Origin of the sequence: Aeromicrobium sp. (assembly GCF_032084975.1) — a bacterium.
Classification (GTDB): Bacteria; Actinomycetota; Actinomycetes; order Propionibacteriales; family Nocardioidaceae; genus Aeromicrobium.
On sequence record NZ_DAMDLR010000006.1, the window covers coordinates 47,153 to 73,593 of the forward strand.

Below are 26,441 nucleotides of genomic sequence, written 5' to 3' on the forward strand. Positions count from 1 at the left end.
CAGCGGGAGTGGCTGCCCCGATTCCCGCATGTGGTCACATCCTGTCGATCGACCTTTCCGACGATCCCGGCCAGACACCGTCCGACCTGGCAGTGGCTGCGCGAGAGCTGCTGATCGAATGGAGCAGACTCGCCCAGCAGTTGGCACCTGGCGCCGCGCCGAGCACGACCGCCGCGGCAGGTGCGGACCTGCGGGCCGCCAGCCTTGAGTTCACGATCGGCATCGGGTCCAGCCTTCTACAGCGCTGCGGACTGGGCGCGCGAATTCCCAAGCCCCTCGTACCACTTCCCGCGTTCGACGTCGATCGACTCGCTCCGGACCAGTGCGACGGGGACTTCTTGATTCAGTTGGGCGCCGAGGACCCGATGCGGCTCGCTGGAGCGGTGCAGGCTGTGCTGTCGACGCTCAAGAATCGCGCGCAGGTGCGTTGGTCTGTTCGAGGATTCAGCCAGAGCGCGGCATCGGCATCAGACGTTCGTCAAACTCCCCGCAACATCATGGGTCAGCGCGACGGAACGAACAATCCGGAACGTGGTTCATCGCTCTGGGAAACCGTGGTCACAGCCCGCGAAGGTGTCGGACCCGCGAGATGGATGGACGGCGGCAGCTATGCCGTGGTTCGACAGATCCACATCGACCTGGACGGCTGGTTTGCGCTCTCCATGCCGGAGCGCGACACGGCGATGGGGCGAAGCACCGTCACGGGTGCTGCGTTGGGTCATTCGCGCGAGCACGATCCGGTGGAACTCGCCCGCCGCGACGCCGCCGGCGAGTTGCTCATCGATCCGCGCGCTCACATCAGACTCAGTAGCGCCCAGAACGTCGCCGGCCAGCGAATCTATCGACGCTCATGGAATTTCGATCATGGGCCCCAGGCCGAAGGTCGTCGAGCTGGCATGCTTTTCGTGGCTTGGCAGGCCGACCCTCGCCGTGGCTTCATCCCCATCCAACAAGCGCTCGATGACGGCGGCGACCTGTTGAGCGCACATGCGAAGCATGTCGGTAGCGCGGTCTACGCGGTACCACCACTTCGGTCCGGTGATCCCTACGTGGGGCATGAGCTCTTCGGTACCTGACGCGCGCCAGTGGTGCTTGACTCTGCGCGAGGCACCCGTACGCCGGGAGGTACGATCGTTCTTAGTACAAATGAAGGAAGGCGGTCTGGCATGGGCCCACTGGAGACAGCAGTCATGCAGCGCCTCTGGGACAAGAACGCGCCACAGACAGTGCGCGACGTCCAGGAGGACATCGCGACCGAGCGAGAGATCGCCTACACCACCGTGATGACTGTCATGGACAACCTTCACAAGAAGGGCCTCCTCACCAGGTCACGCCACGGGCGCGCATACATCTACAGCCCGAAGGAGAGCCACGAGGAGTACACCGCATCCCTCCTTGAGGACGTCCTCGCCGAGAGCGGCGACCGGCACGGAGTGTTGATGCGCTTCGTGGATCGGCTCGATGAAGACGTTTTGGAGTCGCTGAGGCAGATCGTGCAAGACCCCCTGCGCGGAGACGACCGGCAGTCATGAACATTGCCCTGGGATTCCTCCTGCTGGCAGGCGCGTTCATGTTGGCAGGCCAGTTCGGCCTCAAGTCGGCTGAGTGGCCACGGCGTGCACCGCGACTCGGAATCGCCCTGTGGCAGGCGTTGTCTGGAGCCACAGTCGTTTCTCTGTTGCTCGCCTGCGTCGCCTTGACACTGCCGGGGATGTCCGTCGTCGAGACCTTGGGTGAGATCATCCGCGTCTGTGTGGTGGAGCTGTCCCACCAGTACTCCTCGGTGGCCGGCGCCGTCGTCAGTTCGGTGGGCATCGTCCTGCTCTCGATCCTCTTCGGGCGAGTGGCTCGGGCACTGTGGTCGCGTCAAAAGGAAGCGCAAAGAGCGCGGACGCGCCATCTGATAGCGCTGGCGAAGGTTGCGAGGCCCACCGGTGACAACGTCTTCCACCTCGATCACGACGCGGCCGCGGTGTACTGTGTCGCAGACCCTCGACGGGGACCCGCGACTGGAGCCGTCGTCGTGACGCGAGGTGCACGCGAGGCTCTGACCCACGAGCAGCTCAGATTGGTGCTCCGCCATGAACGCGCTCACCTTCGGTCACGACATGACCGACTCGTTCTCAGGTCCCGGGCACTGGCGGACGCACTTCCTTGGCTCCCGTTCTTCCGAACGGTTCACGAGCAGATCAGCAACCTGGTCGAAATGCATGCAGACGACGCCGTCGCACCCAAGGATCGACCCACACTGGCAGTGGCTCTCTTTCGATTGGCTGGGGGCGGGATCGCGGGAGCACCGTCCGGAGCGCTGGGCGCCGGCGGTGCCGGAGCCACGATGCGGGCACGCAGGCTGGTGTTGCCGTACGTACCCCTGAAGCGCACCAGCGCCGCGCTGGTCGTCGCTGCGATCGTCGCCGTGGGTGCTGCACCGGCAGCCCTCGCGCTGGTTCCTTCTGATGACACTCTCTTCCACAATTGCTGCGTCCAGTAGTCGTCGGCGACGCCACAACCGTTCGATCGATGTGGCATAGCAAGTCTGGTGGCTTGAGCCCGGGGATTCGAGACATTTCGGCGTCTTCACCACACGCGCACTGACCCGCCGACGGGCCCCGATCGCCATGTACTACCTTGCTTAGTAGATCGTGTTGGTGATGAAACTCAGCTCGACACTGGGAGAAAGCGAATGAACAAGTCTTCCTGCGATTTCGCCCATCAGTGGAGGGCGAAGCAACAAGACCAATCACTCAGCAGCGATCTCTCTAGCGTGGCGGCGCGCCGTGCCCCATCCAGATCCACAGGAGAAGAATCTTGGTCACACGATCGATCACTCGTTCCGCCCTGCTGACGGCGATGGCAACCGCGGCGGTACTGCTCGCACCGGCCCCACCGGCAAGTGCTCACACCGAACTGACATCCACCGATCCCGCACCCGGAGCGTCGCTCGCAGAACCTCCGAACGAGGTCACACTGGCATTCACCGACAAGATGTCGGCGGATTTCAGCTCCCTGAGTCTCACTGTTGGCGACCGCGAAGCGGTGACTCTCACGCCGGACACCGACGGAAACGAGGTGAGCGCTGTGATTCCTGCCGTACTCCCGGGCACTTCGGCGTCGCCGGCAGTGGTGACGTGGAAGATCGCCTATCGCGTTGTCTCGGCCGACGGACACCCGGTCGCTGGAGAACTGAGCTTCGAGGCACCGGCACCCTCGCCGACCGAGCCGACGGGCACCGCGCAGCCACAGTCATCCTTGGGACAGCCGACCGACTCCTCGACCGAGCAATCACGGCAGCCAAGCGAGATTAACGACGAGAGCAGCGGCGCCGGCCCAGGCCTCACGCTCGCGCTCGTGGGTATCGGCGCGGTCTCGCTCGGCGTGCTGATGGCCGGCATTCTGCGGCGGCGACGCCCCAAGGACCGTTCTCCGGACGCCTGAATGTCCGGTGTCACGTCGAGTGCGGTTGTTGATCGGCCCACTTCACCACCACCCACCGTCGGCGAGTTGCACACCTTCTACTAACCTAGTTAGTATCTGTCTGATGCGAGGAGTCCCCGTGCGGATCCAATCCAAATTGGCTGTACTGGCCGTCGTGGTGTTCATGGCCGTTCTCGGCGCACTACTTCTGACTGCCGGCCGCGACACACCGAGCCGAACGGCCGATGGCGCGGGCGCCGCGGACCTGACGGTTCGTGAGGACAGCCGCATCCTCGGGAAGAAGGGCAGCAGCGACGTCGTCCTCGCGGAGTTTCTGGACTTCGAGTGCGAAGCCTGCGGCGCGGCCTATCCCGTGGTCGAGGATCTTCGCGAGAAGTATGACGGTCGGGTTACCTTCGTCGCACGCTACTTTCCCTTGCCCGGGCACTTCAACGCCGAGCGCGCGGCGCGAGCCGTGGAATCGGCTGCCCGGCAGGGCAAGCTGGAGCAGATGTACAGACTCATGTACGAGACCCAAACCAGTTGGGGTGAGAAGCAAGAGCCCGCCGACGACACCTTCCGCAAGTTCGCAGTGCAGTTGAAACTCGACATGGACCGGTACGACGTCGACTATGCGTCGCCCGAGGTCGCTGCCCGCGTCCAACGCGACGTGGATGATGGTCTCGCCCTCGGCGTCCAAGGCACACCGACCTTCTTTCTGAACGGTGAACGATTCGAGCCGGCCGCCGTGGAGGATTTCAGCACCGCCATCGACGAAGCCCTCGCTGAATAGCCATGGACAACCGCACTCGACATGACAACGGACGCGTCCTGGCTACGTTCCTACTGGGTGCTGGGATCGCGGGTTGCGTCGCGGCTCTCGCGCTGATCATCGAAAGGCTGGCCCTTCTGACCGACCCGAGCCATACGCCTTCCTGCGACTTCAGTCCACTGGTGAGTTGCGGTTCGGTCATGGAGACCTCGCAGGCCTCTGCTTTCGGTTTTCCCAATCCGCTCATCGGCATCGTGGGATTCACCGTGGTCGCCACGACCGGTGCGGCGCTCCTCGCGGGGGCACGATTCGCCAAGTGGTATTGGGTCTGCCTACAGGGCGGCGTCCTCTTCGGGTTGGCCTTCGTCAGCTGGCTCATCTTCCAGAGCATCTTCAGGATCGGGGCCCTGTGCCCCTATTGCATGGTCGTGTGGGCGGTGATGTTGCCCGTCTTCTGGTTCGTCACCCGACGGAACGCGACGTCAGGTGATTTGGGCCGATGGGTTGCCGAGTCGCCATTCTTCAAAACGCTGTGGAGGTGGGAATCGCTCATCCTGACCATCGCTTACCTGTCGATTGTGGGCTTGATCGCCCACCAGTTCTGGTTCTACTGGTCGACCCTGGTCGGATCGTGAAGACCTGATGGACCTCCAAGAACTGATCCTGTCGGGTTCGCTTCTCCCGGCACTGTTGGTCTCGATCGTCGCCGGGGTCGTCTCCTTCTTCTCCCCCTGCTCACTTCCCCTCGTGCCCGCATACTTGTCCTACGTTGCCGGCGTGGACGGCCAAGAGTCGTCGGTCGTGCGCGAACTGCGAGGCGAGGCCACGACCGGTCGCCGACGGTCCCTTCTGGGGGCCGGGCTCTTCGTCCTGGGGTTCGCGGCGGTCTTCACAAGTTATGGGGCACTGTTCGGAGCGCTTGGGTCGCGTCTCGTCCAATACCAGGACGAGATCATCCGCTACTCGGGGATCCTCACGGTCTTTCTAGGGCTGGTCTTCGCGTTCTCAGGTTCTCGTCTCTTGCTGTTCAATCGTTCGTTCCGCCTCTCGTATCGTCCGAAGGTTGGTTTGGTGGGAGCGCCCCTGCTCGGTGTCGTGTTCGGTGTGGGTTGGACCCCCTGCATCGGACCGGCCCTCGCTGCCGTGTTGGCGCTCTCCACGACCTCGGCCACTGCGGGACGAGGAGCCATGTTGGCGTTCGCCTACAGCCTCGGACTGGGAATTCCGTTCCTACTGGCAGGCCTCTCGGTCACCAAGTGGATGCGCCGCTTCGCCTGGGCACGCCAGCATGCGTCCCTCGTCGCACGCACCGGCGGCGGATTCCTCATCCTGCTTGGCATCCTGCAACTCACGGGCGTTTGGTCCGAGTTGATGGCAGCAACGCAAGGCCTGATGAATTCTTGGCAACCTCCCATCTGAAAGCGAATGTGCACGTGATCAAACTCGTCCGTCCCCGCGTCTCGGGCAAACGACTGTTCGTCGGTCTCGTCGTCGTGTTGATCGGCGTGGGCCTGGCTTTGTTCCTGACGAACCCAACGTCCGAGAAGAGCCAGGCTCGAGGAGATGGAAGCGCGGTGATCGAGGAGTTCGACGGCGACCGCCGCATTCAGACGCGGTCCTTCACAGCGAAGATGCTGAGTGGCGAGACGCTCGACACAACTAGCTTGCGAGGCGCGGTCGTGGTCTACAACGTCTGGGGTTCCTGGTGCGTTCCTTGTGCGGAGGAAGCACCAGATCTGGTCGAGGTGGCGAACCAGTTCGAGTCGGACGTGACGTTCGTCGGCCTCAATATCCGCGACAACGAGGCCGCCGCCAGAGCGTTCGAGCGCGAGTACGAGGTCCCTTACGACAGTGCGGTGGCAGACGACTCTGCCCAAGCGACCCTCTCCTTCAACGGCGCTCTGTCTTCAGCCGCTGTGCCGACGACGCTTGTCGTGGACCGGCAGGGGCGCGTTGCCGCTCGTGTCATCGGAAAGGTGACGGCAGCGACGTTGCGGAGTCTGATCGCGCCGGTATTGGCCGAGTCCGATGACAGTGCGAACTCGACGCGGTAGTCGCCGCGCTCCGCTCCCGCCCGGCACCACCGGACGACGCTGGCGACGGGCCGGCGTATCCCTTGGTGCCTTGGCCCTCGCTGCGTGGGTCGGTGTCGACATGAGCAGTTCGGGAACTGATCCGGACGGCCTCTCACCTGGCCCCTCGGCCGGCGGATCGGGCCGGATCGATCTCACGTTGCCGGCCGACAAATCGACTCCTCCGGCGATACCGCCGACGCGGCGCGGCCCGACTTCGCGCCCGCCGAAGGGTGCGAAAGGTCTTGAGGCTCAACGCGTACGAATTCCGGACGCTGGATCCGGCACGTTCCGGGTGGTGAAAGCCCAGAGCCCCACTCCCCCGGACCCTGGATCCAGCCCACTCACCTACACGGTCGAAGTGGAGCGAGAGCTTCCTCTTCCTCCTCGCGAGACCGCGCTCACCATCGACGACATCCTGGCGGACTCCCGAAGCTGGGGGGCGATCGAGAATCGTCCTCTTCATCGAGTATCCAGAGACGGCGCTGCGCGGATCCTCCTCGCAAGTCCGGCGACGACCGACAAGCTGTGCGCTCCCTTGGAGACGAGAGGAAAGGTCTCTTGCCGCAACGGTGACCTTGTGGTCCTGAACGCTCGACGTTGGGCACATGCCACTGACAGCTACCGCGACGACGTCCTGTCCTACCGGATCTACTTGGTGAACCATGAGGTCGGTCATCTGTTGGGACGCGGCCATGAGGAGTGCCCTGGTCAAGGATTGCCAGCCCCGGTCATGCAGCAACAGACGTACGGACTCGACGGATGCCGCCGGAATGTCTGGCCCAGCGGTGGTTGAACGGTTCGCCATGACTCTGAGGACGCTTCGCGGCCGCGTCGGCGCTTCTCGTCTTGCAGCTCTCGCAGGTGGATTGGTCGCAGCAGCCTCCTTCGAGCCGGTGGGCTTCGGCGTCGCCGCTCCGCTGGCCATGGGGCTGCTGTGGTGGAGCATTCAGCGCGAAACCGCCCGGGGGGCAGCTGCGGTGGGCCTCTGCTTCGGTGTTGCGTTCATGCTCCCGCTGATGTGGTGGCTGGGAGCGTCCATCGGTTTCGCCGCGTGGCTCGCGCTCGGCTGTGCCCAGGCGCTGATGCTTGCCGCGGGTGCCGTGGGGCTCCACTCGGTCCGTGCCATCCCGGGCGCACCGCTCTGGGGAGGCCTCGTCTGGGTCACCGTCGAGACGCTCCGAAGCAACTGGCCACTGGGCGGGATGCCGTGGGGCCGACTGGGCATTACTGCCATTGACACACCATGGGCGCCGCTACTCGCGTACGCAGGGATCTCCGGAACCGGTGTGCTGGTCGCCAGCGTGGGTTTTGCGACGGCGCAGATCGTGTCCCAACGGACTGCGCTCACATGGGGCTCCCTGGTGGTCTTGGCCACCGGAGCATTTCTCGCCATCAGCATCCCCGTCCGACTCCCTGTAGTCGGTTCCGCGGCCGTGGCGGCCGTCCAAGGCGGTGTGCCGGGTGACGGCACCGATCTCGCCGCACACCACCGGGAGGTGACGCGCGACCACACGAAGGCTACGCAGAGTCTCGCGGAGTCGCTGACCATGCAGGCCCGAACGGTCGACTTGGTGGTCTGGCCGGAGAATGCGACGGCAGTGGATCCCTTCGACGACTCCATCGCCCGTGGCGAGATTCAACGTGCTGCACGAGCGGTTGGGGCGCCGCTGCTTGCCGGTGCCATCACCGAGGGACCGAACGAACAGACCGCTTTCAATCGCGGCATCCTTTGGCTTCCTGATGGTTCGGCCTCGGACTTCTACACCAAGTCCCACCCCGTGCCATTCGGTGAGTACATCCCGTGGCGACAGGTCATCGGCGACTGGTTCCCACGATTCGATGAGATACCGCGCGACATGCTGGCTGGTAACGACGAAGGACCGCTGGAGGTCGACGGATTGACGATCGCCGATGCGATTTGCTTCGATGTCGCCTACGACGATGTGCTGCCCTCGCAGGTCCAGGACGGGGCGCGTCTGGTCGTGGTCCAGACGAGCAATGCGACGTTCACTGGAACCTCGCAGCCAGCGCAGCAGTTCCAGATCACTCGTGCGAGAGCAGTCGAACTCGGACGCGCCGTCGTGGTGGCGTCTACCAATGGGATCTCGGGGATCATCGACGCCAACGGCGAGGTCCGAGCCCAGACCACCTCCAACAGTGCAAGCGTGCTCGTCGACGATGTGGACCTGCACGATGCGCTCACACCTGCCGTCCGCTACCGGATGCCCCGGGATCTCGTGATCACTGCGGGAACCCTCTTGGGGCTTGGCTGGGCGTGGGTCATCGCGTCGCACGGACGACGTCCACGTCGGCTCTGATACCTCGGCTTCCACCGCCTCAACTACCCAGGGACCTCCTCACACACCTGCATACGAGTGCAGTCCGCCCACCCACATGTTGACGCCCACGAAGTTGAACAGGAACGCCAGATATCCGAGCACACTGAACCACGCTGCCCGACGCCCTCTCCAGCCAGCGGTCGACTGAGCGTGAAGGTAAGCGGCGTAGAACACCCACGTGATGAAGGCCCACGTCTCCTTCGGGTCCCAACCCCAGTACCGGCCCCAGGCCGCCTCAGCCCACACCGCACCTGCGATGACGGCGAATGTCCAAATCGGGAAGGCGAAGACGATCAGTCCATAGGACACTCTCTCCATCAGTGCGTCGCGCTCACCATTTCGGCCTCGGCCGACCAGTTGCACCACCGACATCACCGCCGCCACCGTGAACGCCCCGCCCGCGATGATCGCGGCACCAACATGGATGGCCAACCAGTAGGACTTGAGAACGGGGATCAATGCGTCCACCGGGGTGTACAGGATGGTGACAGCACAGCCGAGTGCCACCAGCACCACACCCACCACCCAGATGCCCAGTCGTTCGATGGGATATCTGCGCAGTCCCGCGAGATAGGCGCCAGTGATCGCTGCGGCTCCCACGATCGCGAACTCGTACATGTTCCCCCATGGCGCGCGGTCGGCAGCAAGCCCGCGTGCCACCACCGCCATCACGTTCAGCAGAAAGCCCATGACGACCAGCACGGAGGCGATGCGTGTGGTCAACCGATACCCGTGCGAAGGCTCGGCTGGCAGATCGTTCACACCCGTCCCTGATCCACCCGAGGACGGCGAGCCGACTCGGGTGGCGGACGATGTCACCGACTTCCCCCGCTTCCCGGCGCTGTGAAGCGCCAGGCTCACGGCGTAGAGGCAGAAAGCGATGGCGAAAATGATGACTGCGGCGATCACAAGATCGTCGGAGAGACGAGCCCAGGTCATGACATGCTCCGTTCTGGCGATTCATTGAGTCCGAGTAGTTCCCGTTCGAGATGGTCCAGATCGCTCGTCGGGAGTTCTCGTCGAGTGACGGACAAACCCGCAAGTTCGGCCGTGAGTCCGTGATCTGATTTCGTGACGCGGAGCCATAGCCGTCGCCGGCGAATGACCAATGACGCCGTCAAACCGATCAGAAGCGCGATCGCCGCCACCAAGGAGATCTCCTTGCCGGGGTCATACGCGATTTGGAAGTTCGCAAACCGCGAGACGCCATCGAACGTGATGCTGCCGGCGCCTTCGGGAAGAGCCATCGTTTCGCCGACGCGCAAGCTCCCCACCGCGACCTCTTCCAGGCCGCTGCGCTCGAGCTTGTAGACAGACTGCGGAACACCTTCGTTCATGCCCAGGTCGCCGGTGTACGCGGTGAGATCCAAGCGTGGGGCGATCAATCCGGGGAACTGTGATCGGTCTCCATCCCCAGTCGGCGCGGTCGGGAGGAACAGGCCCTCGAACCCCAGCTGCGTGGGTTCGGCATTCGGCACCTTGACGACCCCATCACTCGTGAAGTTGTTCTCGAGCGGCAAGAAGATTACAGGACCCGAGAAGACGGTCTCCCCCGTGCCGTCGCGAACCGTGACCGCCGGGGCGTACCCGTGCCCGGTGAGGAAGAGCTTGGTGCCATCAACGTCCATCGGATGGTTCGGCTTGATGCTGGTTGACCCAGTGGTCCCGTCGCCCAGCGTGTAGGTCACCTCCGCGTCGAACTCGCGTGGTTCGCCCGCACGAGGACCGGCCAACTCGAACTCTGCCTGCAGTTTGTCCAACGTGACGGAGAACGGCGTGAACGCGTCCGCTCGCGTGAGTGCGGCTGGGGAGTACTCGTCGTACGACGACCGAAGATTGGTGAAGGTCGCACCGTCGACCAAAGCTGCACGACCTTCGAAGCCGAACAGTTTGCCGCCGGCCACGCCTACGAGGAGCACGAGAAGCGAGAGATGGAACATGAGGTTTCCCGCCTCCCGCAAATAGCCCTTCTCCGCGCGAACCTCCGAGCCTTCTCGTACTACGCGATAGCCACGTCGCCGGAGGAAAGTCACCGTGCGGGCAAGCACTTCCTCAGGATCGGACTCCAGCCGCAGTTCGCGGTGATGCTCCATCCTCGACAGCCGAGTGGGGGTCCGCGCTGGCTCGGCTCGGCACTCGCCCCAGAGGCGTACGCATCGAGGCAGCACACAGCCGATCATGGACACCAGCAGAAGAATGTAGATCGCCGCGAACCACGGGGATGCATACACATCGAACAGAGAAAGACGGTCGAGCCACGGTGAAATTCCCGGATGATCGGCATAGAAGCTCGGCACCGCACCGGGGTTCGTCGCCACGTTTCGCTGAGGCAGGAGTGAGCCAGGGATCGCTGCGCCCGCGAGCAGCGTGAGCAGAATGACCGCGGTCCGCATCGACGTCAGGGTGCGCCAGGCCCACCGAGCCCACCCCGCGCCGTGGGTTGTCCGGGACGGCTCCGGCGCCTCGTCCGTCACGTGCCCAGCCTCCGAGTGACCATGGCATCCATACTACTACGTCGCTTAGTAGATAATTCATCCCTCTCAGCGGCGCCAGCCCCGGTGCACGTCTGGTCACCCGACGCTGCGTAGTGCGGCGAGCGCTGACTATGGCTTCGCGTCTCGGCGTCATGAACCGGCCCCCGGTCGCGCGAAGGACGAACCCACGCGCTCCCGGGTCCGAGGTCCATTGACCCACGCCAGACGCGACGGAGTGGGCGCCCACGACGGGGGGGGGGGAAGTTGAACGCCCACTCCTGAGAACGAGACTACTATGAACAGTAGTAGTTGACGTGCACCCTCTCCCGCGTATCCACCACAATCGTCGTTGCTGAGCCGGAGGCGCCTGATCACGAGGCACCAATCGGTCCCCTGCTGTCGGACCCCGAGGAGTGCAACCTCCCCGAGTGGCGGCGCGCCCCCGCCGACGAACTATCATACTTAGTAGATCATCTCCACGCCAGCGACGTCGATGCCCAAGTGGCCACGACAGCGACAGTTGTGCGTAGCCTCCTGAACTCAAGGAAGAACCGTGACCAACCAAGACCGCGCCCCACACTCCTGCCGATCCGCCAAGACTCCCCTCGGCCATCCGCGGGGTATGTGGCCGGTCCGCACGGTGACCGCAGTCTTCGTCACGCTCCTCATGCTCGCTCCTGCTGTGCCAGCGCAGGCGCACACAGCCCTCACGTCGTCCGATCCGACGGACGACTCCGCCGTGCAAACGACTCCCGAACGCATCAAGTTGCGGTTCACCGACCCGATGTCCAGCGAGTTGTCCGAGGTCAGCATCACCATTGGCACATCGCCCCGGCGGGTGTTGGTCGTGGATCCGGAGACTAGCGGGTCAACCGTTTCGGTGGATCTCTCGGACGTAGAATTACCGCCGTCCCCGCGCGGTTCCGGTGACGTCGCGTGGGGCGTGGCCTACCGGGTGATCTCGGCCGACGGCCACCCCGTTGATGGCACCATCCGGTTCACAGCGCCACTCCCTCGGACCACTGGTTCGGGAGACACCAGCTCTCATGGGAGCACATCCCCGAAGGCAGAACCGTCGACGGCTGCCGCGAACTCGCATGGCGACGACTTTCGAAGCACTGCCATTCTGATCGGGGTGGGGGTCGGCCTGGCGTGCCTGCTCCCACTGTCGATCTTGCTCTGGGTGATCAGGCGCGACCAACGTCGCCGGCGGGCGACCAGCGAATGACGTTCTCCGCACCTCTCACCCTGTTTCTCACGTCATCGGTGTCATCCGCCCGGACTCGGGTTTCCATGTTGATCTAGTCCAGCCTCGCGGTGCCGTCCGCGCGAGCGCCTCGATTGGTGCCAGCCCCCGGACCGAGCGGCTCTGAGCTTCAACTCTTCCATTCTGAAGAGCTGTCGATGTGCAGTGACCCGGTCACCGATCGCGGCGCCTGACGCCGCAACAGAACTGCGTGAACTCGATCGACAGGTCGGCATGACGAAGTACGCTCACCGGCGACCCACACGGGACTTGGTGGTGGCCTCCGCGAACCGGCCGACGGGCGGTCGCTGCGAACTGCGACGGCACGGCTGTCGGGGGCGGGACTCAGCTCTAGTCGGCGGCCGACGGGATCGAAGTCACACCATGGGCCGGGCCCGTTGGCGGAACATCCGGAAAGCTCTGATCGGCCCCACTGCTCTGTTCACGGTCTGTCGCGCTGTCGCCGAGCCACGGCTGTTGGGCTCGCCGCATCGTCCTCACGAACGACCAGAGGAGCAAACCCACCAGTATGAACAGCCCCAGGGTGTAGATACCGGCCAGCCAGCCGATGGGTTCGCTCCCGTCCGCATTGATCCCCTGCTCCATCCTGATCTCGATTGGGATCCTCACCAGCTCACTTCCTCGCACTGCTGAGTGGGGGCCAGCTCCGTCTGCAGCGTGGCGTGCTCGATCCCATAGGTGGTGGCCAGGACTCCCTGGGCCTTGGTCAGGACCAGCTGCCCGTCAGAGCCCTTCTCCACCACGAGATGCGCGGTCGCGACGTTCATGCCGGAAGTGAGGGTCCAGAGGTGAAGGTCATGCACCCCCGCAACGCCTGGTAGTGCTTCGAGCGTCTCGACTACCTCGTCCACGACGATGCCTTCGGGGACATGCTGGCCGAGGACGGCCAGCACCTGTCGGCCGAGCACCACCGCTCGTACGGCGACGAAGATGCCGATCGCCACGGCGACGAGCGTGTCCCAGATGGGCTGTCCACTGACGGCGACCAGGATGCCCGCGGCGATCACACCGACGCTTCCCGCAGCGTCGGCAACCACCTCGTAGTACGCACCCTTGACATTCAGGGACTCGCGCGATCCCTCGCGCAGAAGCAGCATCGAGACGATGTTGACGACCAATCCGAGTGCTCCCACCACGAGCATCGCCCCGGTGGCAACCTCAGGAGCGTCGCCGATTCGACTGATGGCCTCGATGACGACATACGCCGCCACGCCGAGCATGATCAGCACGGTGAAGCCTGAGGCGAAGACCTCGGCCCGGTAGGAGCCGTAGGTCTTGCGGCCCGTCGTGTCCAGCCGCGTCGCGATCCGCGTCGCGACGAGCGCAGCCCCCAAGGCCACCACGTCGGCGGACATGTGCCCGGCATCGGAGATCAGGGCCAACGAGTTCGACATGAGACCGAAGACCAACTCGACGAGGAAGAACGCGAACACCAGCACGAAGGTGACCGCCAAGCGCCACCGGTGGCGACCCCCGGCGTGACCTGCAGCACCGTGGCCGTGCCCCGCGCCCATCACCGATCACTCTCCACGCCAGCATCGCCGCTGACACCGTGGCCGGGATCGACTGCCAGGACGAGCTCGTGCAAGTCGCCCAGGGCGTGACCCAGCCGCTGATCGGCCAATTCGTACCGGCTGCGGCGCCCCTGCGGTACCGCGACCACCAGCCCACAACCCCGCAAGCACGCCAAGTGGTTCGAGATCGACTGTCGACTCACGTCCAACGCGTCGGCCAGGTCAGCTGGGAACGCTGGTGAGTCACGCAGGGACATGAGGATCTTGGCGCGCGTCGGATCGGACAGGGCGTGACCGAATCGGGCGAGCGCATCCAGAGCGGTAGAGGCTGCGACGTTCATGAGCTGATAGTACATCGAGTCCTGAATTCACTCAAGCGTGTAATCTCTGATGGGCGCGCGACATGACGTCTACTATCTTGAATAGTAGCGGCGTCCCCGTATCGCCAGCCCAGAAGGAGTCGCAGTGTCACCAACGTCCCCGCCGGAGTCGCTTCCCGTCGCCATCGTGGGGGCAGGGCAGGCGGGACTCGCGATGTCACATGCGTTGCTCGAGCGGGGCCTCCGACCAGCCGAGGACTTCGTAATCCTGGACGCAGGATCCGCCCAGACGCTTTCCTGGCGTCGCCGCTGGGATTCACTCACCCTGTTCACGCCGACTTGGCACTCTCACCTACCTGGGCTTCGGATGCCAGGAGCTCAGCGGCGCTACCCGTCATCGAAAGATGTCGCCGACTACCTCGACCTCTACCGCGCGAGCTTGGGCGTGGAGCCAAAGTGGGATACGCGCGCCGTTTCCGTGCACCCCCAGCGGGACGACTCCCTGATGCTTCAAACGTCGACGGGATCGTTGCGCGCTCGCGCTGTCGTGGCGGCGACCGGGCCTTTCGCGATCCCCCAGTACCCCGGCTTCGCTAATGACACGGCCGTAGACGGAGCCAACCTCCACAGCGACGCCTACCGCAACCCTGACCAACTCCCCCGCGGTCCGGTCCTCGTCGTCGGCTCGGGAAATACCGGGATCCAGATCGCCAGGGAGCTCTCGGCTCATCGTTGTGTGTCGATCGCCCAAGGCTCTCCACAACCGCGCCTTCCGCACCGGCTGCTCGGAGTCGACCTCTTCAGGTGGCTGCAACTGACGGGGGTGCTCTCGGCGCCGTCCAACGGTCGTATTGGACGCCGCATCTCAAGACGCGAGTTGGTGGTGGGCCCAGGCCTAGTCGACCTGGCCTCCAGAGGCGTCCACCTTCTGCCTCGCGCGGTGGATGGGAACCGCGACAGGATCTCGTTCGCCGACGGCGTCGAGCGCAGATTCGAGTCGGTGATTTGGGCTACCGGCTATCGCAACGGGTTCGGGTGGCTGCCCGAAGCGGTCGTCGGCGCGGACGGCACTCTTGATCAGCAGGACGGACGAACTCCGATCGCGGGCTTGTACGTTCTCGGAGACTCGTGGCTTCGCAACAGGGGCTCAGCGCTTCTCGGAGGCGTGGGCACGGACGCTCGACTGATCGCCCGGCACATCGTCCCGTAATCCGACAGACTCCCCCGAGCGCATGGGGTATGGCCCGTTGCAGAGTCGGCGGTCACGGAGATCCCACTCGGACCTCTCGTTCGAATGGTCAGCGCTCAGTGTATAGTTCAGCGAGTGCTGACCATTGCTACGCGTCTCGACGTCATGAACCGGCTTGGCCGTGCCATGGCCGACCCCACGCGCTCCCGCATCCTGATGACTCTGCTCGAGGGACCGAGCTATCCCGCCGTGCTGTCGCGCGACTTGGAGCTGACTCGCTCCAACGTATCGAACCATCTGACGTGTCTGCGCGACTGCGGCATCGTGGTGGCTGAGGCCGAGGGGCGTCAGACACGCTATGAGATTGCCGATCCCCATCTCGCCGCCGCCCTCGTCGCCCTGGTGGACGTGACGTTGGCTGTGGACGTTCACGCGCCGTGCGTGGACTCGACGTGCACCGTGGTGGGCTGCTGCGAGTCGAGAGCGGGCGCATGAGCGCGGCGTGTGGATGCGAGCACGATTCCGTCCCCACGACGGGCGAGGAGTTCGAGGACACGGAGCGACCGTGGTGGAAGGACAGAGGAGTCATGGTGCCCGTCTTCTCGGGTCTGGCATTCCTCCTCGGTCTGATCGCCGAGCGGTCCGGGGCCGAGACGCCCGCCTTGGCGCTCTTCTGGGTCGGCCTACTGCTGGGCGCCTCAACCTTCACCCCTGCCGCGATCCGAAACCTGTTCAGGGGCAAGCTCGGGATCGGGCTGCTGATGACGATCAGCGCGATCGGCGCTGTCATTCTCGGCTACGTCGAGGAGGCCGCGGCGCTGGCCTTCTTGTACTCGATCGCGGAGGCCTTGGAGGACAAGGCAATGGACCGGGCGCGTGGAGGGCTGCGGGCGTTGCTCAAGCTCGTGCCCGAGACGGCGACGGTGCTCCGTGACGGTGTCGCGGAGCAGGTCCAGGCCAAGGGTCTGGTCGTCGGCGACGTGATGATGGTCCGACCCGGCGAGCGGATCGCCACGGACGGAATCGTCCGATCGGGGCGGTCGAGCCTGGACACCTCGGCCATCACCGGTGAGTCGATCCCGGTCGAGGTCGAGCCGGGTGACCCGGTGTCAGCCGGGGCGATCAACAGTGCTGGCGCGCTGGAGATCGAGACCATTGCGGCCGGCACCGACAACTCGCTCACCACGATCGTGGAGCTGGTCGAGCAGGCGCAGGCCGAGAAGGGCGACCGCGCTCGGCTCGCCGACCGAATCGCGCGCCCCCTCGTCCCGGGGGTCCTGATCCTTGCTGCGCTCGTCGCGCTCCTCGGATCGATCCTGGGCGACCCAGACGTGTGGATCACTCGCGCCCTCGTCGTGTTGGTGGCAGCATCCCCGTGCGCGCTGGCGATCTCCGTCCCGCTGACGGTCGTCGCCGCCATCGGTGCAGCCAGCAAGTTCGGCGTCATCGTCAAGTCCGGCGCGGCCTTCGAACGATTCGGCACCGTCCGCCACGTCGCCGTCGACAAGACCGGCACTCTCACCCGCAATGAGCCTGCTGTCACCGCGGTCCTCGTGGTCGAGGGCATCACCGAAACTCAGGGACTGGGTTGGGCTGCCGCGTTGGAGCAGCACAGCACGCACCCGCTCGCGGCGGCGATCACCGCCGCCACCCAGGACGTTCCCCTGGCTGCGGAGGTGACCGAGCAGGCGGGACACGGCATCGAAGGCACCGTCGACGGTTCGAAGATCACTGTCGGCAGCCCGCGCTGGCTCGACGCCGGAGAACTCGGCGCGCGTGTCGAGGATCTGGAAATGCAGGGCATGACGGTCGTGATCGTTCACCACGACGGCGCCCCGGTCGCCGCGATCGGCGTCCGCGACGAGCTGCGCCCCGAAGTCCCCGACGTTGTGCGCACCCTCACCGATCACCGAGTGGGCGTGACCATGCTCACCGGCGACAACGCTCGAACCGCTCGAGCTCTCGCCGCGCAGGCCGGGATCGACGATGTCCGCGCCGAGCTCCGACCCGAGGACAAGGCCGCTGCGATCACCGAGCTTTCCGAATCGGGGTCGGTCGCCATGATCGGCGACGGCATCAACGACGCCCCGGCTCTCGCCGCCGCGGACATCGGCATCGCCATGGGAGCCACAGGCTCCGATGCGGCGATCGAGTCCGCCGACGTTGCCTTCACGGGCCATGATCTGCGCCTCATCCCGCGGGCATTCGAACACGCGCGGCGTGGACGGCGCATCATCAACCAGAACATCATCCTGTCGCTGCTGATCATCGCCGCACTGCTCCCACTCGCACTGTTCGGTGTCTTGGGGCTCGCCGCCGTGGTCCTCGTCCACGAGATCGCGGAGGTCATCGTGATCCTCAACGGGCTGCGCGCCGCCCGCACCGCCACGCCGCGACTGGAGGGCTGATGCTGACGACTGTCGGTTCGGCCATCGGCCTGTTCGCGGCAACCAACATCGATGACATCGTGGTACTCACCGTGCTGTTCCTCGCCTCCCGCAACGGGAGTCCGCGCCCGTGGCAGATCGTCGGGGGGCAATACCTCGGATTCATCACGCTTGTCGCGATCAGTGTGGTCGCCGCGCTCGGCTTGACGATCGTGCCGGATCAATGGGTCGGACTGCTCGGACTGATCCCTCTCAGCATCGGCATCTGGACGCTCATCCGCGGTTTGCTCCGCAAGCGCAACGGCGAGGACAACGACTTGACCCTCGCAGCCGGGCTGTTCAGCGTCGCCGGGATAACAATCGCCAACGGAGCTGACAACATCTCGCTCTACACGCCGATTTTTCGCACCAGCGCCCCCGCCGACGTCGCGGTCATGATTGCGGTCTTCCTCGTCCTCGTCGCCGTTTGGTGCGCCGCTGGACGACTGATCGGAACCCGCGAGGTCGTCACTGAGGCGCTGGAGCGCATCGAACACTGGCTCGTGCCCACAGTCTTCATCGGCTTGGGCCTGTTCATCCTGATCGAGTCCGGGGTCATCACCCGTTTCTTCGAGGTCATCGGATGACCCGTCGACCGAGGGCGAATCAGGATTCGGCCGCGGGGGTGCACCGTGGGCGTCGCTGGCGGTTCGCGGTGACGGCCCTCCTGCTTGGCGGACTCGTCGTTCTTGTCGATCAGTGGACCAAGAGCTGGGCCGAGAGCACTCTCATCGAGGGTGAGCGGACGCCGTTGGTTGGAAGCCTGTTCGGCCTTCAACTGGCGTACAACCCGGGCGCGGCGTTCTCCTTCGGCGAAGAGTTCACGTGGGTGTTCGCCTTGGTCTCTGTCGCCGCCGTGGTCGTCGCAGTGATTTTCGCATTTCGCGTCCGGCAGCTCGGTTGGACGCTCGTGGTCGGTGCGCTGGGCGGCGCTGCAGCCTCTCACGCCAGCGACCGGCTGTTCCGCGAACCAGGATTCGCCCGCGGACACGTCGTGGACTTCCTTGCCTACGGCAATCTGTTCATCGGAAATTTCGCCGACATCGTGATCGTCACGGGGGCGGCGGCCGGCGCCCTCCTGATGAGGCGCGAGGAGCGTGCCCGCGAACAGGCTTCGACTACGACAAACCACCGCCGGCAAATTCCCGAGAACCTTCCACGCGAGGACGACACGCGCTAAGAGATCCACCGGAGCGAACCCTTGTCTCTGGTTGAGATCGGCCGTCGAGTCGCCGATGAACAAGAACCGAGGTACCTGGTCTTGCACGTCCTGAGCGGCGCTCTCTGCCTGCTTGCGACGGTCTCCAACTAGGCGCCGTGGAGGTCGAGGTGGACGGCGACGCAAGCACGCGATCCCCCGTCGGCCATGGCGCGAGCTCGTCGGATGGCTTGCGTGGCTAGTGCTCGGTCCGACAGCTGCGCCTCCGAGGAGACGTTGCCGAGCCCGGTATCTGAATCGACCCGGTGCAGGTCGCGGTAAGCGGCCACGGTTCGAATCTCGTGAAGCCACGCGTCGTGGTCAGGGCTTGACGTCGGTGTCGCCGGCTACTCGACCGGCGCCCATCTGCACTTCGAAGTCGGACCGGGCAGTGCAACCGCGGCTCCCCTCGATCCGAACCTTGGCTCGCCACCAGTGGCGCGACGGACGACAGCGCGACTCAGTCGGACGCGGCGACGGGACCGGGGTGCTCGACCCAACCCGACGATGCGGCGATCTTTACCGGTACCGACCCGGGGCAGTCGGTCGACGATCCGACGTTGACCGGCCACATCACCGCACGGACCGCTCACGTCCTGAGGCAGCTCGAGAGTCACTTCCCGGGCTCGTCGTGGGCGTCTGGCGGCCGGGCGGCCCGGCGACGAACGACCACGCCGCCGGCCGAGCGTGCGACGGAACCTTCGGCAACGCCATCGGCACGCGAGCCGTCGGCGCTGCCCTCGAGAACGGCTGGAACGCGACGAACTGGCTCAAGGTGAATGCCGAGCGTATCGGGGTCGAGTACCTCATCTGGCAGGGCCGAATCTGGTCCGTCCGCCGGTCATCGGGGGGATGGCGCTTCGCGGGGAGAAGCTGCGTGGCCGTGTGAAGTCGTCTGTTGCACGCCGAACGATCTCATCGAACGCTCGGTCAAGTCGAGTTCGGCGGAGGCACCGAGATGACCGGGACAGCGGGTGCGGCCAGGCCTTCCGCTGCGCGAGCGCAAGAACCGTCCGCATCGGCGGCATCGCCCTTGCCTGTGAGTACCAGTGCCGCCCGTTCACGCGCAGCACGACAGCTGTGAGACGTCGGTGGTGAAGGCTCTTGCGGCGAGCCGGAGTCCTTCGGTCATGGTGAGATAAGGGGCCCACGCGTCAACGACTTCGGCGATGGTCTTGCCGAGCAGGTGGACGCCGGTGGCGGCGAGCTCGCCGGCGTCCTTGGCGACGGCAGTGATGCCGAGAATCTCGCTTGTGTCGGCGTTCACGACGAACTTGATAAACCCACGGGTATCGCGGTTGACCAGTGCTCGGGGCACGTGGCGCAGCGGCAGGACGCGGCAATCGCAGCGGATTCCCGCGCCTATCGCCTCCTTCTCGGTCATCCCGACCGCGCCGATCGCGGGGCCGGTGAACGTCACCCGCGGCAGACGAGAGTAGTCGACGGTCCGGTCGACGTGGAGGAACGCGTTCTCGGCCACAAGGGTGCCGTGGTGGGCGGCCACGTAGACGAACTCGGGGTGCCCGGTCACGTCGCCCGCGGCCCAGATCCGCTGATTCGAGGATTGCATCCTGTCAGACACGACCACCTCGCCGGACTCCCCTGTCTTGACTCCGACAGAGTCGAGGTTGAGTCCGTCGGTGACGGGGCGGCGTCCGAGGGCTACCAGGACTTGGTCGGCGCGGAAGTCCTGCGAGACGCCGGATACGTCCGCGGTCACCACGACCAGCCCGGCCCCTGCGGCCCGGGTCACCCGGGTGGGTACCGCGCTGCGGACGACGCGGATGCCCTCGTCGGCGAAGACGTCCTCAAGCGCCCAGGAGACTTCAGGCTCCTCCTTCGATGCGAGTCGGGAGCGGGCCAGCAGCGTGACCTCGGAACCGAGTCGGGCGAACAGTTGGGCCTGCTCCAAGGCGACGTAGCCTCCGCCGAGGACGAGGAGAGACCTGGGGACCTCGAGCAGCTCCATGGCCGTGGTCGAGGTCAGGTACCCCGCGCTATCCAGGCCGTCGATCGGCGGGACCCACGGTCGAGCGCCGGTTGCGACCAGGTAGTGCTCGGCCTCGACGGTCTCGGCCATCCCGTCGGCGGCGGTGATATTCAGCCCCGGCGCATCCGGCGAGCCAGCGAACGCGGCGACTCCCTGCCGCACTTGCCAGCCGTAGGATTCAGCAACGTCGGCGTACTTCTCGCCCCGCAGCGACTCGACCAGCGCCACTTTTCCGGCGACCAGCGCGGGCATGTCGATTGGGCCTGCCGTCGTTGAGATCCCCGGGAAACAGTCCGGGGCGTCGGCGGCGGAGTACCGCGCGCCAGCCGCGGCAATGAGCGCCTTCGACGGCACGCACCCAGTGTTCACGCAGGTCCCGCCGAGCGTGCCGCGCTCGACCATCACCACCGACTTTCCCAGCGCGGTCGCGCGGATCGCCGCGGCGAACGCACCGCCGCCCGATCCGATGATGGCAAGGTCGTACTTCGTAGGCATCGCTGCTGTCTCCTTCAACCCTTCGGTCTTTCTGATCTGTTCAGCCATACTTGACGTTCCAGTGCAGGGGAAGGTCAAGCGTGCTCCTGCCGAACGAGAGGTGACCGCGATGCGCATCGGGGAACTGGCCGCTGCGGCCGGGACGACTCCGAAGGCTCTCCGCTTCTATGAGCAGTTGGGGCTGTTGCCCCCAGCCGATCGGACGCCGTCGGGTTATCGGGACTACCCGTCCGTCGCTGTCGCCCGGATCGACTTTGTCCACCGCGGCCAGGCGGCGGGACTCACCCTCGCTCAGATCCGCCAGATCCTCGACATTCGCGATGACGGCGCCGCGCCGTGTGAGCACGTGCGCGATCTTCTCGACGAGCGCCTAGCCGAGATCGAGCAGCAGATCGCTCGGCTCACCGCCCTGCATGACACTATTGCCGAACTCAGGCACGACGCCGCGCAGCCGGACCCGGACACGTGCAGTCCCGAGCAGGTCTGCCGGTACCTGTAGTTCTCCGCATCGAGAAGGAGACAGACCGCGGCCGGCCACCCGGTCGCGATGCCAACACGCCCCAACGTCATGGCCCGCCCGATGCACGCGTGAACACCTGCAGGGCGTGACCCATCGACTCCCCGAGATGCCGCCCGCGTCCAGCCCGGACTTCGGCGCCTTGGGTGCGGACGCGAGCCTGCGCCATCTCGTCGGCGCCCTACTCACGTATGGCCTGCTGACCGTGGTCCTGATGGTGGTCGTCTGTGCCGCGATGTGGGCCCTCGCTACGGCGCAGGGCAGCTGGCACGCCGGGACCAAGGCGAAGACGGGCTTGCTGGTCGCCCTTGGTGGTGCAGTGCTCACCGGGGGCCCGCTGGCGTGGGCGAATTGGCTGCTCGATCTCGGCGCCCAGCTCTGAGCGGCCGGCGCCACGAGTGGGCTCCACGGGACGGGGCGCGCACCTGTGCACCAGAACCAAGCCCATCAGGAGGGACCGTGCTCCATCTCGACTCAACCCGTTTCGCGACCAGTCTGGCGACGGAGGTCAACATCAACCCGGACTCCGACGGTCTGCCCAGGATCCGGCAGCTCAGTTCGATCGTTGGTGCCTCGATGACCGTCGGCTTGATCCTCGCGGTGCTCGCCGTGGTCATCTCGGCGATCGCGTGGGCGCTCGGAAGGTCAGCGAGCAGTCGATCGGCCGCTGGAAGGCCGAGTTCCACGAAGCCGGCAAGACCGCGCTTGCGGCGGGCCGTAGCGGGCAGACCTCGCGCGAGGAGCAACTCGAGGCCGAGGTCGTCGAGCTGACCCAGGCGCTCGGCGAGGCCGCGGCCGAGATCCGGGTCTGGAAGAAGAGCGCGGAGGGCCGTTTGGGCCCTTCGAGGACCTCGAGCTGATCAGGCGCGAAGCCGGGATGTCGACCGCGAGGTGGTGCATGATCTTCGACATCCCGGAACGGACCTGGCGGCGTTGGCAGGCCCGAGCTCGGGTTGGCGAGCCGGCCCGCAAGCCGCACCCGCGACCGGCGCCTGACGCTGCTGCGGCGTTGGTCGATAAGCACGCCGCGAAGCATCCGGCGTGGGGGCACCGCAAGATCTGGGCGATGGTCCGACACGACGGTCACGTCGTCTCCGAGGCGACCGTGCTGCGCCGGCTGCGCGACCAAGGGCTCATCCTGCCCGACCAGTACCAACGCGAGCGTCGCAAGGCCGCCTTCGCTGACGAGCCGACCGGCCCGGACCAGGTCTGGCAGCTCGACTTCTCCGAGTTCGAGACCACCAGCGGCGGGACCTGGCGGATCGCGGGATGTCGGGACTACTGATCGTGGACGACTCCACCGGGGACGTACTGAGCGACAAGGACGTCAAGACCCTCGACAACGGATTCGTTGGGTTCTGGCTGCCCTTCGACATCGAAGGGGCGATGACGATCCGTTTGGGCGACAAGACCGGCAGCGTCGAGTTCGACACCGAAGCCGACGCACCGACCTGCCTAACCACCCTTCAAATGGCTTGAGGTCCCGTTATACCCCCTAGGGGTATAATGGCTATATCTTGACGGCCGCGCCAAGACCGGATCGGAAGGCACGTAGATGACCGACGAACATCACGCCCACACCAGTTCGCACTCCCACACCGACCACGGCGAGCACGCTGGACACACCGGTCACGAGGACCACGCCGGCGCCGGCCATGGCGAGCACGACGATCACGCCGGCCATGGCGACCACGGAGGACACGGCGGTCATGGGGATCACGTCGGCATGTTCCGACGGCTGTTCTGGGGATCGCTGGCCTTGGCGGTCCCGACGGTCGTCCTCTCGCCGATGTTCGCTGATCTGGCCGGCTACTCACTGCCAGACATTCGCGGTCTCGAGTGGGTCTCCCCCATCCTGGGCACCGTCCTCTATGCCTGGTTCGGACGCCCCTTCCTCAGCGGCGCCGTTTCTGAGATCCGCTCGCGCAAGCCGGGGATGATGCTGCTGGTCGCGTTGGCGATCAGTGTCGCGTTCATCGCCTCTTGGGGCTCCACGCTCGGCCTGTTGGCACACCACCTGGACTTCTGGTGGGAGCTGGCCCTGCTGGTGTCCATCATGCTGCTGGGGCACTGGATCGAGATGCGGTCCCTCGTTCGCACCACGTCGGCGCTCGATTCGCTCGCGACCCTCCTTCCGGACGAGGCCGAGCGGGTCGAGGGCGACGACGTCGTCGTCGTCTCCCCTTCCGACTTGGGTGTTGGCGATGTCGTGGTCGTCAGACCCGGCGGGAGCGTCCCGGCTGACGGCAAGGTCGTCAGCGGTTCGGCGTCGATGGACGAGGCGATGATCACCGGCGAGTCCCGTCCCGTGCGCCGTGACGTCGGGGACCAGGTCGTCGCCGGGACGGTAGCCACCGATTCCGGGCTGCGTGTCGAGGTGACCGCGATCGGCGACGAGACCGCCATCGCCGGCATCCAACGGCTGGTCGCCGACGCCCAAGCTTCGGCGTCACGAACCCAGCGACTGGCCGACACCGCCGCCGGGTGGCTGTTCTGGTTCGCCCTCGGGTCAGCCGTGGTCACGTTCATCGTCTGGTCACTGATCGGCCTGCCGGAAGATGGTGTCACCCGGACGATCACCGTCCTTGTCATCGCATGCCCCCACGCCCTGGGCTTGGCGATCCCCCTGGTCATCTCGATCTCGACCGAACGCGCGGCCCGAGCCGGTGTCCTGGTGAAGGACCGCCTGGAGATGGAGGCGATGCGTCACGTGGACACCGTTCTCTTCGACAAGACCGGCACCCTGACGAAGGGCCAGCCGACCGTCACCGCCGTGGAACCCGCAACCGATGGCTCATTGGACGCCGACGACCTGCTCAGGCTGGCAGCAGCCGCCGAATCCGATTCCGAACACCCGCTGGCGAAGGCCATCGTCCGCGCCGCCAGCGACCGCGGGCTGTCGGTACCCCCAGCCGAAGAGTTCGCCTCGCACCCGGCCGAAGGTGTCTCCGCCCTCGTTGAGGGATCCACCGTCAGAGTCGGGGGTCCCGCCATGCTCGAACGCACCGCACAGCAGGAGCTTCCCGCCGTCGACCCCTGGCGGAACGAAGGCGCGATCATTCTGCACGTCACCGTCGACGACGCGGTCGTGGGCGCTCTACGTCTGGCCGACGAGATCCGCGAAGAGTCCCGCGCCGCCGTACAAGCACTGCACGACCGAGACGTCCAGGTCGTCATGATCACCGGCGACGCCCAAGCCGTAGCCGACTCGGTCGCTGCGGAGCTGGGCATCGATCGGGTCTACGCCGGCGTTCGGCCGCAGGACAAGGCTTCCAAGGTCACCCAACTCCAAGGTGAAGGACGCCGCGTGGCGATGGTCGGCGACGGCGTCAATGACGCTCCGGCGCTCGCGCAGGCAGACGTCGGGATCGCCATCGGCGCCGGCACCGACGTCGCCATCGGATCCGCCGGGATCATCCTGGCCTCCGACGACCCTCGTTCGGTCCTGTCCGTCATCGACTTGAGCCGGGCCACCTACCGCAAGAGCGTCCAGAACCTCGCGTGGGGCGCGGGCTACAACCTGGCCGCCGTCCCGCTCGCGGCCGGCGTGCTCGCCCCGATCGGGTTCATCCTGCCGATGTCGGTCGGAGCCGTACTCATGTCCGCCTCCACCGTCGTCGTGGCGCTCAATGCCCAACTCCTGAGAAGACTGGACCTGTCGCCCGAACGCACCGCCCCGGTGCTCAGCGACTAAGCCCAGCACCGCCCAATCTTCAGAGAATCTTGACTCCACTCCCCCGTAGGGCTTCACGTTCGCCCGCAAGACTCGATTCGTCATCGATGAAACAACCAGATGGAGAAACCTGATGAAGAAGATGTTGGCCGCTTTCGCCTTGGTCACCACCATGGGTCTTGCGTTGACCGCGTGTGGTGACGACTCGGCCAGCGACGCGGACGGCACGAGCGAGTCGTCCGGCCAGGCCGCGAAGTTCAATGATGCGGACGTCGATTTCGCGCAACAGATGATCCCGCACCACCAGCAGGCCATCGAGATGTCGCAGCTGGCGAAGACCCGCGCGGGTGCCACGGACGTGAAGACGTTGGCCGAGGACATCGAGAAGGCCCAAGGGCCCGAGATCGAGACGCTCACCGGCTGGCTGGAGCAATGGGGAGAGGATGCACCGTCCGGCGAGATGGACCACGGCGACATGGGCCACGACATGGGTGATGGCGCCATGTCCGGAATGATGGACGCCGAACAGATGAAGGACCTCGAGAACGCTTCGGGCACCGAGTTCGACCGCATGTTCCTCGAGTCGATGATCGAGCACCATCAGGGCGCGGTCGAGATGGCACAGACCGAGGTGGACGACGGCAAGAACCCGGACGCGATCGCCATGGCCGAAAAGGTGATCAGCGACCAGCAGGCCGAGATCAAACTCATGAGTCAACTCCTGGGGTCGTGACGCAGCTCATCACGCCGTGACAAACCAATGGGAGGCTTCGGTGGC

31 protein-coding genes and 1 pseudogene are annotated in these 26,441 nt (G+C 65.5%); 25 read left to right on the forward strand and 7 right to left on the reverse strand.

The features are described 5' to 3' along the window. Positions 1-8 precede the first annotated feature (8 nt). The 10 genes from RT323_RS02660 to lnt all read left to right on the forward strand — a co-directional run bounded on the left by RT323_RS02660 (position 9) and on the right by lnt (position 8,579). On the forward strand, positions 9-1,076 hold the full coding sequence (locus tag RT323_RS02660) for a Dyp-type peroxidase (RefSeq protein WP_186813788.1): 1,068 nt from the start codon (positions 9-11) through the stop codon (positions 1,074-1,076). A gap of 90 nt (positions 1,077-1,166) precedes the next feature. Continuing rightward, positions 1,167-1,532, forward strand: a complete 366-nt coding sequence (locus RT323_RS02665; protein ID WP_146825612.1) for a BlaI/MecI/CopY family transcriptional regulator — start codon at positions 1,167-1,169, stop codon at positions 1,530-1,532. After that, positions 1,529-2,491 carry a M56 family metallopeptidase gene (locus tag RT323_RS02670; protein WP_146825610.1) on the forward strand — a complete coding sequence of 321 codons (963 nt, stop codon included), beginning with the start codon at positions 1,529-1,531 and terminating at the stop codon, positions 2,489-2,491. Before RT323_RS02665 ends, RT323_RS02670 begins: the two co-directional genes overlap by 4 nt. Positions 2,492-2,808: 317 nt before the next feature. After that, complete coding sequence (locus RT323_RS02675) at positions 2,809-3,435, forward strand: copper resistance protein CopC (RefSeq protein ID WP_313404787.1); 627 nt, start codon at positions 2,809-2,811, stop codon at positions 3,433-3,435. A gap of 118 nt (positions 3,436-3,553) precedes the next feature. Further along, positions 3,554-4,207, forward strand: a complete 654-nt coding sequence (locus tag RT323_RS02680; protein WP_222593363.1) for a thioredoxin domain-containing protein — start codon at positions 3,554-3,556, stop codon at positions 4,205-4,207. 2 nt (positions 4,208-4,209) lie between these two features. Continuing rightward, positions 4,210-4,821 (forward strand): vitamin K epoxide reductase family protein, encoded by a 612-nt coding sequence (locus RT323_RS02685; RefSeq protein WP_146825605.1) that lies wholly within the window; start codon positions 4,210-4,212, stop codon positions 4,819-4,821. 7 nt (positions 4,822-4,828) lie between these two features. Continuing rightward, the gene (locus RT323_RS02690; protein WP_146825603.1) at positions 4,829-5,605 is read left to right on the forward strand and encodes a cytochrome c biogenesis CcdA family protein; all 777 of its coding nucleotides are present in this window, start codon (positions 4,829-4,831) and stop codon (positions 5,603-5,605) included. 14 nt (positions 5,606-5,619) lie between these two features. After that, positions 5,620-6,240 (forward strand): TlpA disulfide reductase family protein, encoded by a 621-nt coding sequence (locus tag RT323_RS02695; protein WP_146825601.1) that lies wholly within the window; start codon positions 5,620-5,622, stop codon positions 6,238-6,240. A gap of 100 nt (positions 6,241-6,340) precedes the next feature. Next, the gene (locus RT323_RS16680) at positions 6,341-7,054 is read left to right on the forward strand and encodes a DUF3152 domain-containing protein (RefSeq protein ID WP_222593362.1); all 714 of its coding nucleotides are present in this window, start codon (positions 6,341-6,343) and stop codon (positions 7,052-7,054) included. A 10-nt stretch (positions 7,055-7,064) separates the two neighbouring features. Continuing rightward, positions 7,065-8,579 (forward strand): apolipoprotein N-acyltransferase, encoded by a 1,515-nt coding sequence (gene lnt, locus RT323_RS02700; protein ID WP_186813787.1) that lies wholly within the window; start codon positions 7,065-7,067, stop codon positions 8,577-8,579. 39 nt (positions 8,580-8,618) lie between these two features. On the opposite strand, the gene ccsA is transcribed toward lnt, so the two are convergent. Next, a complete protein-coding gene (gene ccsA / locus RT323_RS02705; RefSeq protein WP_146825596.1) occupies positions 8,619-9,539 on the reverse strand; it encodes a cytochrome c biogenesis protein CcsA in 921 nt (306 codons plus the stop codon). Next, positions 9,536-10,993, reverse strand: coding sequence for a cytochrome c biogenesis protein ResB (locus tag RT323_RS02710; RefSeq protein ID WP_313404794.1), 1,458 nt, complete (start codon positions 10,991-10,993; stop codon positions 9,536-9,538). The genes ccsA and RT323_RS02710 overlap by 4 nt, the downstream gene beginning before the upstream one ends. Positions 10,994-11,741: 748 nt before the next feature. Between RT323_RS02710 and RT323_RS16685 the strand changes: the two genes are divergently transcribed. Continuing rightward, the gene (locus tag RT323_RS16685) at positions 11,742-12,302 is read left to right on the forward strand and encodes a copper resistance protein CopC (protein WP_396171799.1); all 561 of its coding nucleotides are present in this window, start codon (positions 11,742-11,744) and stop codon (positions 12,300-12,302) included. A gap of 369 nt (positions 12,303-12,671) precedes the next feature. Here RT323_RS16685 and RT323_RS02715 read toward each other — a convergent pair whose 3' ends face one another. From RT323_RS02715 to RT323_RS02725, 3 genes are read right to left on the reverse strand one after another with little or no spacing between them, the layout of a single operon-like run. Beyond that, complete coding sequence (locus RT323_RS02715; RefSeq protein WP_313404796.1) at positions 12,672-12,926, reverse strand: hypothetical protein; 255 nt, start codon at positions 12,924-12,926, stop codon at positions 12,672-12,674. A gap of 20 nt (positions 12,927-12,946) precedes the next feature. Further along, complete coding sequence (locus RT323_RS02720; RefSeq protein WP_313404797.1) at positions 12,947-13,855, reverse strand: cation diffusion facilitator family transporter; 909 nt, start codon at positions 13,853-13,855, stop codon at positions 12,947-12,949. Beyond that, a complete protein-coding gene (locus RT323_RS02725) occupies positions 13,855-14,196 on the reverse strand; it encodes a metalloregulator ArsR/SmtB family transcription factor (RefSeq protein ID WP_313404798.1) in 342 nt (113 codons plus the stop codon). The genes RT323_RS02720 and RT323_RS02725 overlap by 1 nt, the downstream gene beginning before the upstream one ends. A 166-nt stretch (positions 14,197-14,362) precedes the next feature. Between RT323_RS02725 and RT323_RS16690 the strand changes: the two genes are divergently transcribed. The 6 genes from RT323_RS16690 (at position 14,363) to RT323_RS02750 (ending at position 19,877) form a co-directional block, all read left to right on the forward strand. Next, positions 14,363-15,385 carry a flavin-containing monooxygenase gene (locus tag RT323_RS16690; protein WP_396171801.1) on the forward strand — a complete coding sequence of 341 codons (1,023 nt, stop codon included), beginning with the start codon at positions 14,363-14,365 and terminating at the stop codon, positions 15,383-15,385. Between the two features lie 114 nt (positions 15,386-15,499). After that, positions 15,500-15,859: a metalloregulator ArsR/SmtB family transcription factor gene (locus tag RT323_RS02730; RefSeq protein WP_313404800.1), complete on the forward strand. Its 360-nt coding sequence runs from the start codon at positions 15,500-15,502 to the stop codon at positions 15,857-15,859. Continuing rightward, positions 15,856-17,772 (forward strand): cation-translocating P-type ATPase, encoded by a 1,917-nt coding sequence (locus tag RT323_RS02735; protein ID WP_313404847.1) that lies wholly within the window; start codon positions 15,856-15,858, stop codon positions 17,770-17,772. The genes RT323_RS02730 and RT323_RS02735 overlap by 4 nt, the downstream gene beginning before the upstream one ends. Further along, entirely contained in the window at positions 17,772-18,377 is a 606-nt protein-coding gene (locus RT323_RS02740) for a cadmium resistance transporter (RefSeq protein ID WP_313404802.1), read from the forward strand. Before RT323_RS02735 ends, RT323_RS02740 begins: the two co-directional genes overlap by 1 nt. Beyond that, positions 18,374-18,970 carry a signal peptidase II gene (locus RT323_RS02745; protein WP_313404804.1) on the forward strand — a complete coding sequence of 199 codons (597 nt, stop codon included), beginning with the start codon at positions 18,374-18,376 and terminating at the stop codon, positions 18,968-18,970. The genes RT323_RS02740 and RT323_RS02745 overlap by 4 nt, the downstream gene beginning before the upstream one ends. A gap of 649 nt (positions 18,971-19,619) precedes the next feature. Then, positions 19,620-19,877 (forward strand): hypothetical protein, encoded by a 258-nt coding sequence (locus tag RT323_RS02750; RefSeq protein WP_313404806.1) that lies wholly within the window; start codon positions 19,620-19,622, stop codon positions 19,875-19,877. Positions 19,878-20,048: 171 nt separating this feature from the next. Here the strand turns inward: RT323_RS02750 and merA are convergent, their stop codons facing one another. Next, positions 20,049-21,473, reverse strand: a complete 1,425-nt coding sequence (gene merA / locus RT323_RS02755; protein WP_313404849.1) for a mercury(II) reductase — start codon at positions 21,471-21,473, stop codon at positions 20,049-20,051. Positions 21,474-21,582: 109 nt separating this feature from the next. On the opposite strand from merA, the gene RT323_RS02760 reads away from it, so the two are divergent. From RT323_RS02760 to RT323_RS02785, 6 genes and pseudogenes are all read left to right on the forward strand, one after another. Continuing rightward, entirely contained in the window at positions 21,583-21,972 is a 390-nt protein-coding gene (locus tag RT323_RS02760; RefSeq protein ID WP_313404808.1) for a heavy metal-responsive transcriptional regulator, read from the forward strand. Positions 21,973-22,078: 106 nt separating this feature from the next. After that, the gene (locus tag RT323_RS02765) at positions 22,079-22,372 is read left to right on the forward strand and encodes a DUF6112 family protein (protein WP_313404810.1); all 294 of its coding nucleotides are present in this window, start codon (positions 22,079-22,081) and stop codon (positions 22,370-22,372) included. A 77-nt stretch (positions 22,373-22,449) separates the two neighbouring features. Further along, positions 22,450-22,605, forward strand: a pseudogene (locus RT323_RS02770) (hypothetical protein); the annotation flags it as partial. A gap of 14 nt (positions 22,606-22,619) precedes the next feature. After that, positions 22,620-22,850, forward strand: a complete 231-nt coding sequence (locus tag RT323_RS02775) for a hypothetical protein (protein ID WP_313404855.1) — start codon at positions 22,620-22,622, stop codon at positions 22,848-22,850. A gap of 38 nt (positions 22,851-22,888) precedes the next feature. Further along, positions 22,889-23,275 carry an IS3 family transposase gene (locus tag RT323_RS02780; RefSeq protein WP_313404812.1) on the forward strand — a complete coding sequence of 129 codons (387 nt, stop codon included), beginning with the start codon at positions 22,889-22,891 and terminating at the stop codon, positions 23,273-23,275. A 2-nt stretch (positions 23,276-23,277) separates the two neighbouring features. Further along, positions 23,278-23,469, forward strand: a complete 192-nt coding sequence (locus RT323_RS02785; RefSeq protein ID WP_313404814.1) for a CueP family metal-binding protein — start codon at positions 23,278-23,280, stop codon at positions 23,467-23,469. Between the two features lie 31 nt (positions 23,470-23,500). Here the strand turns inward: RT323_RS02785 and RT323_RS02790 are convergent, their stop codons facing one another. After that, a complete protein-coding gene (locus RT323_RS02790; protein WP_313404816.1) occupies positions 23,501-23,701 on the reverse strand; it encodes a hypothetical protein in 201 nt (66 codons plus the stop codon). A 15-nt stretch (positions 23,702-23,716) separates the two neighbouring features. Here RT323_RS02790 and RT323_RS02795 point away from each other — a divergent pair, with 15 nt between their 5' ends. Together RT323_RS02795 and RT323_RS02800 are read left to right on the forward strand one after the other, a co-directional pair. Next, the gene (locus RT323_RS02795) at positions 23,717-25,684 is read left to right on the forward strand and encodes a heavy metal translocating P-type ATPase (protein WP_313404818.1); all 1,968 of its coding nucleotides are present in this window, start codon (positions 23,717-23,719) and stop codon (positions 25,682-25,684) included. A 112-nt stretch (positions 25,685-25,796) separates the two neighbouring features. Then, positions 25,797-26,396 (forward strand): DUF305 domain-containing protein, encoded by a 600-nt coding sequence (locus RT323_RS02800; RefSeq protein WP_313404820.1) that lies wholly within the window; start codon positions 25,797-25,799, stop codon positions 26,394-26,396. Positions 26,397-26,441 lie beyond the last annotated feature (45 nt).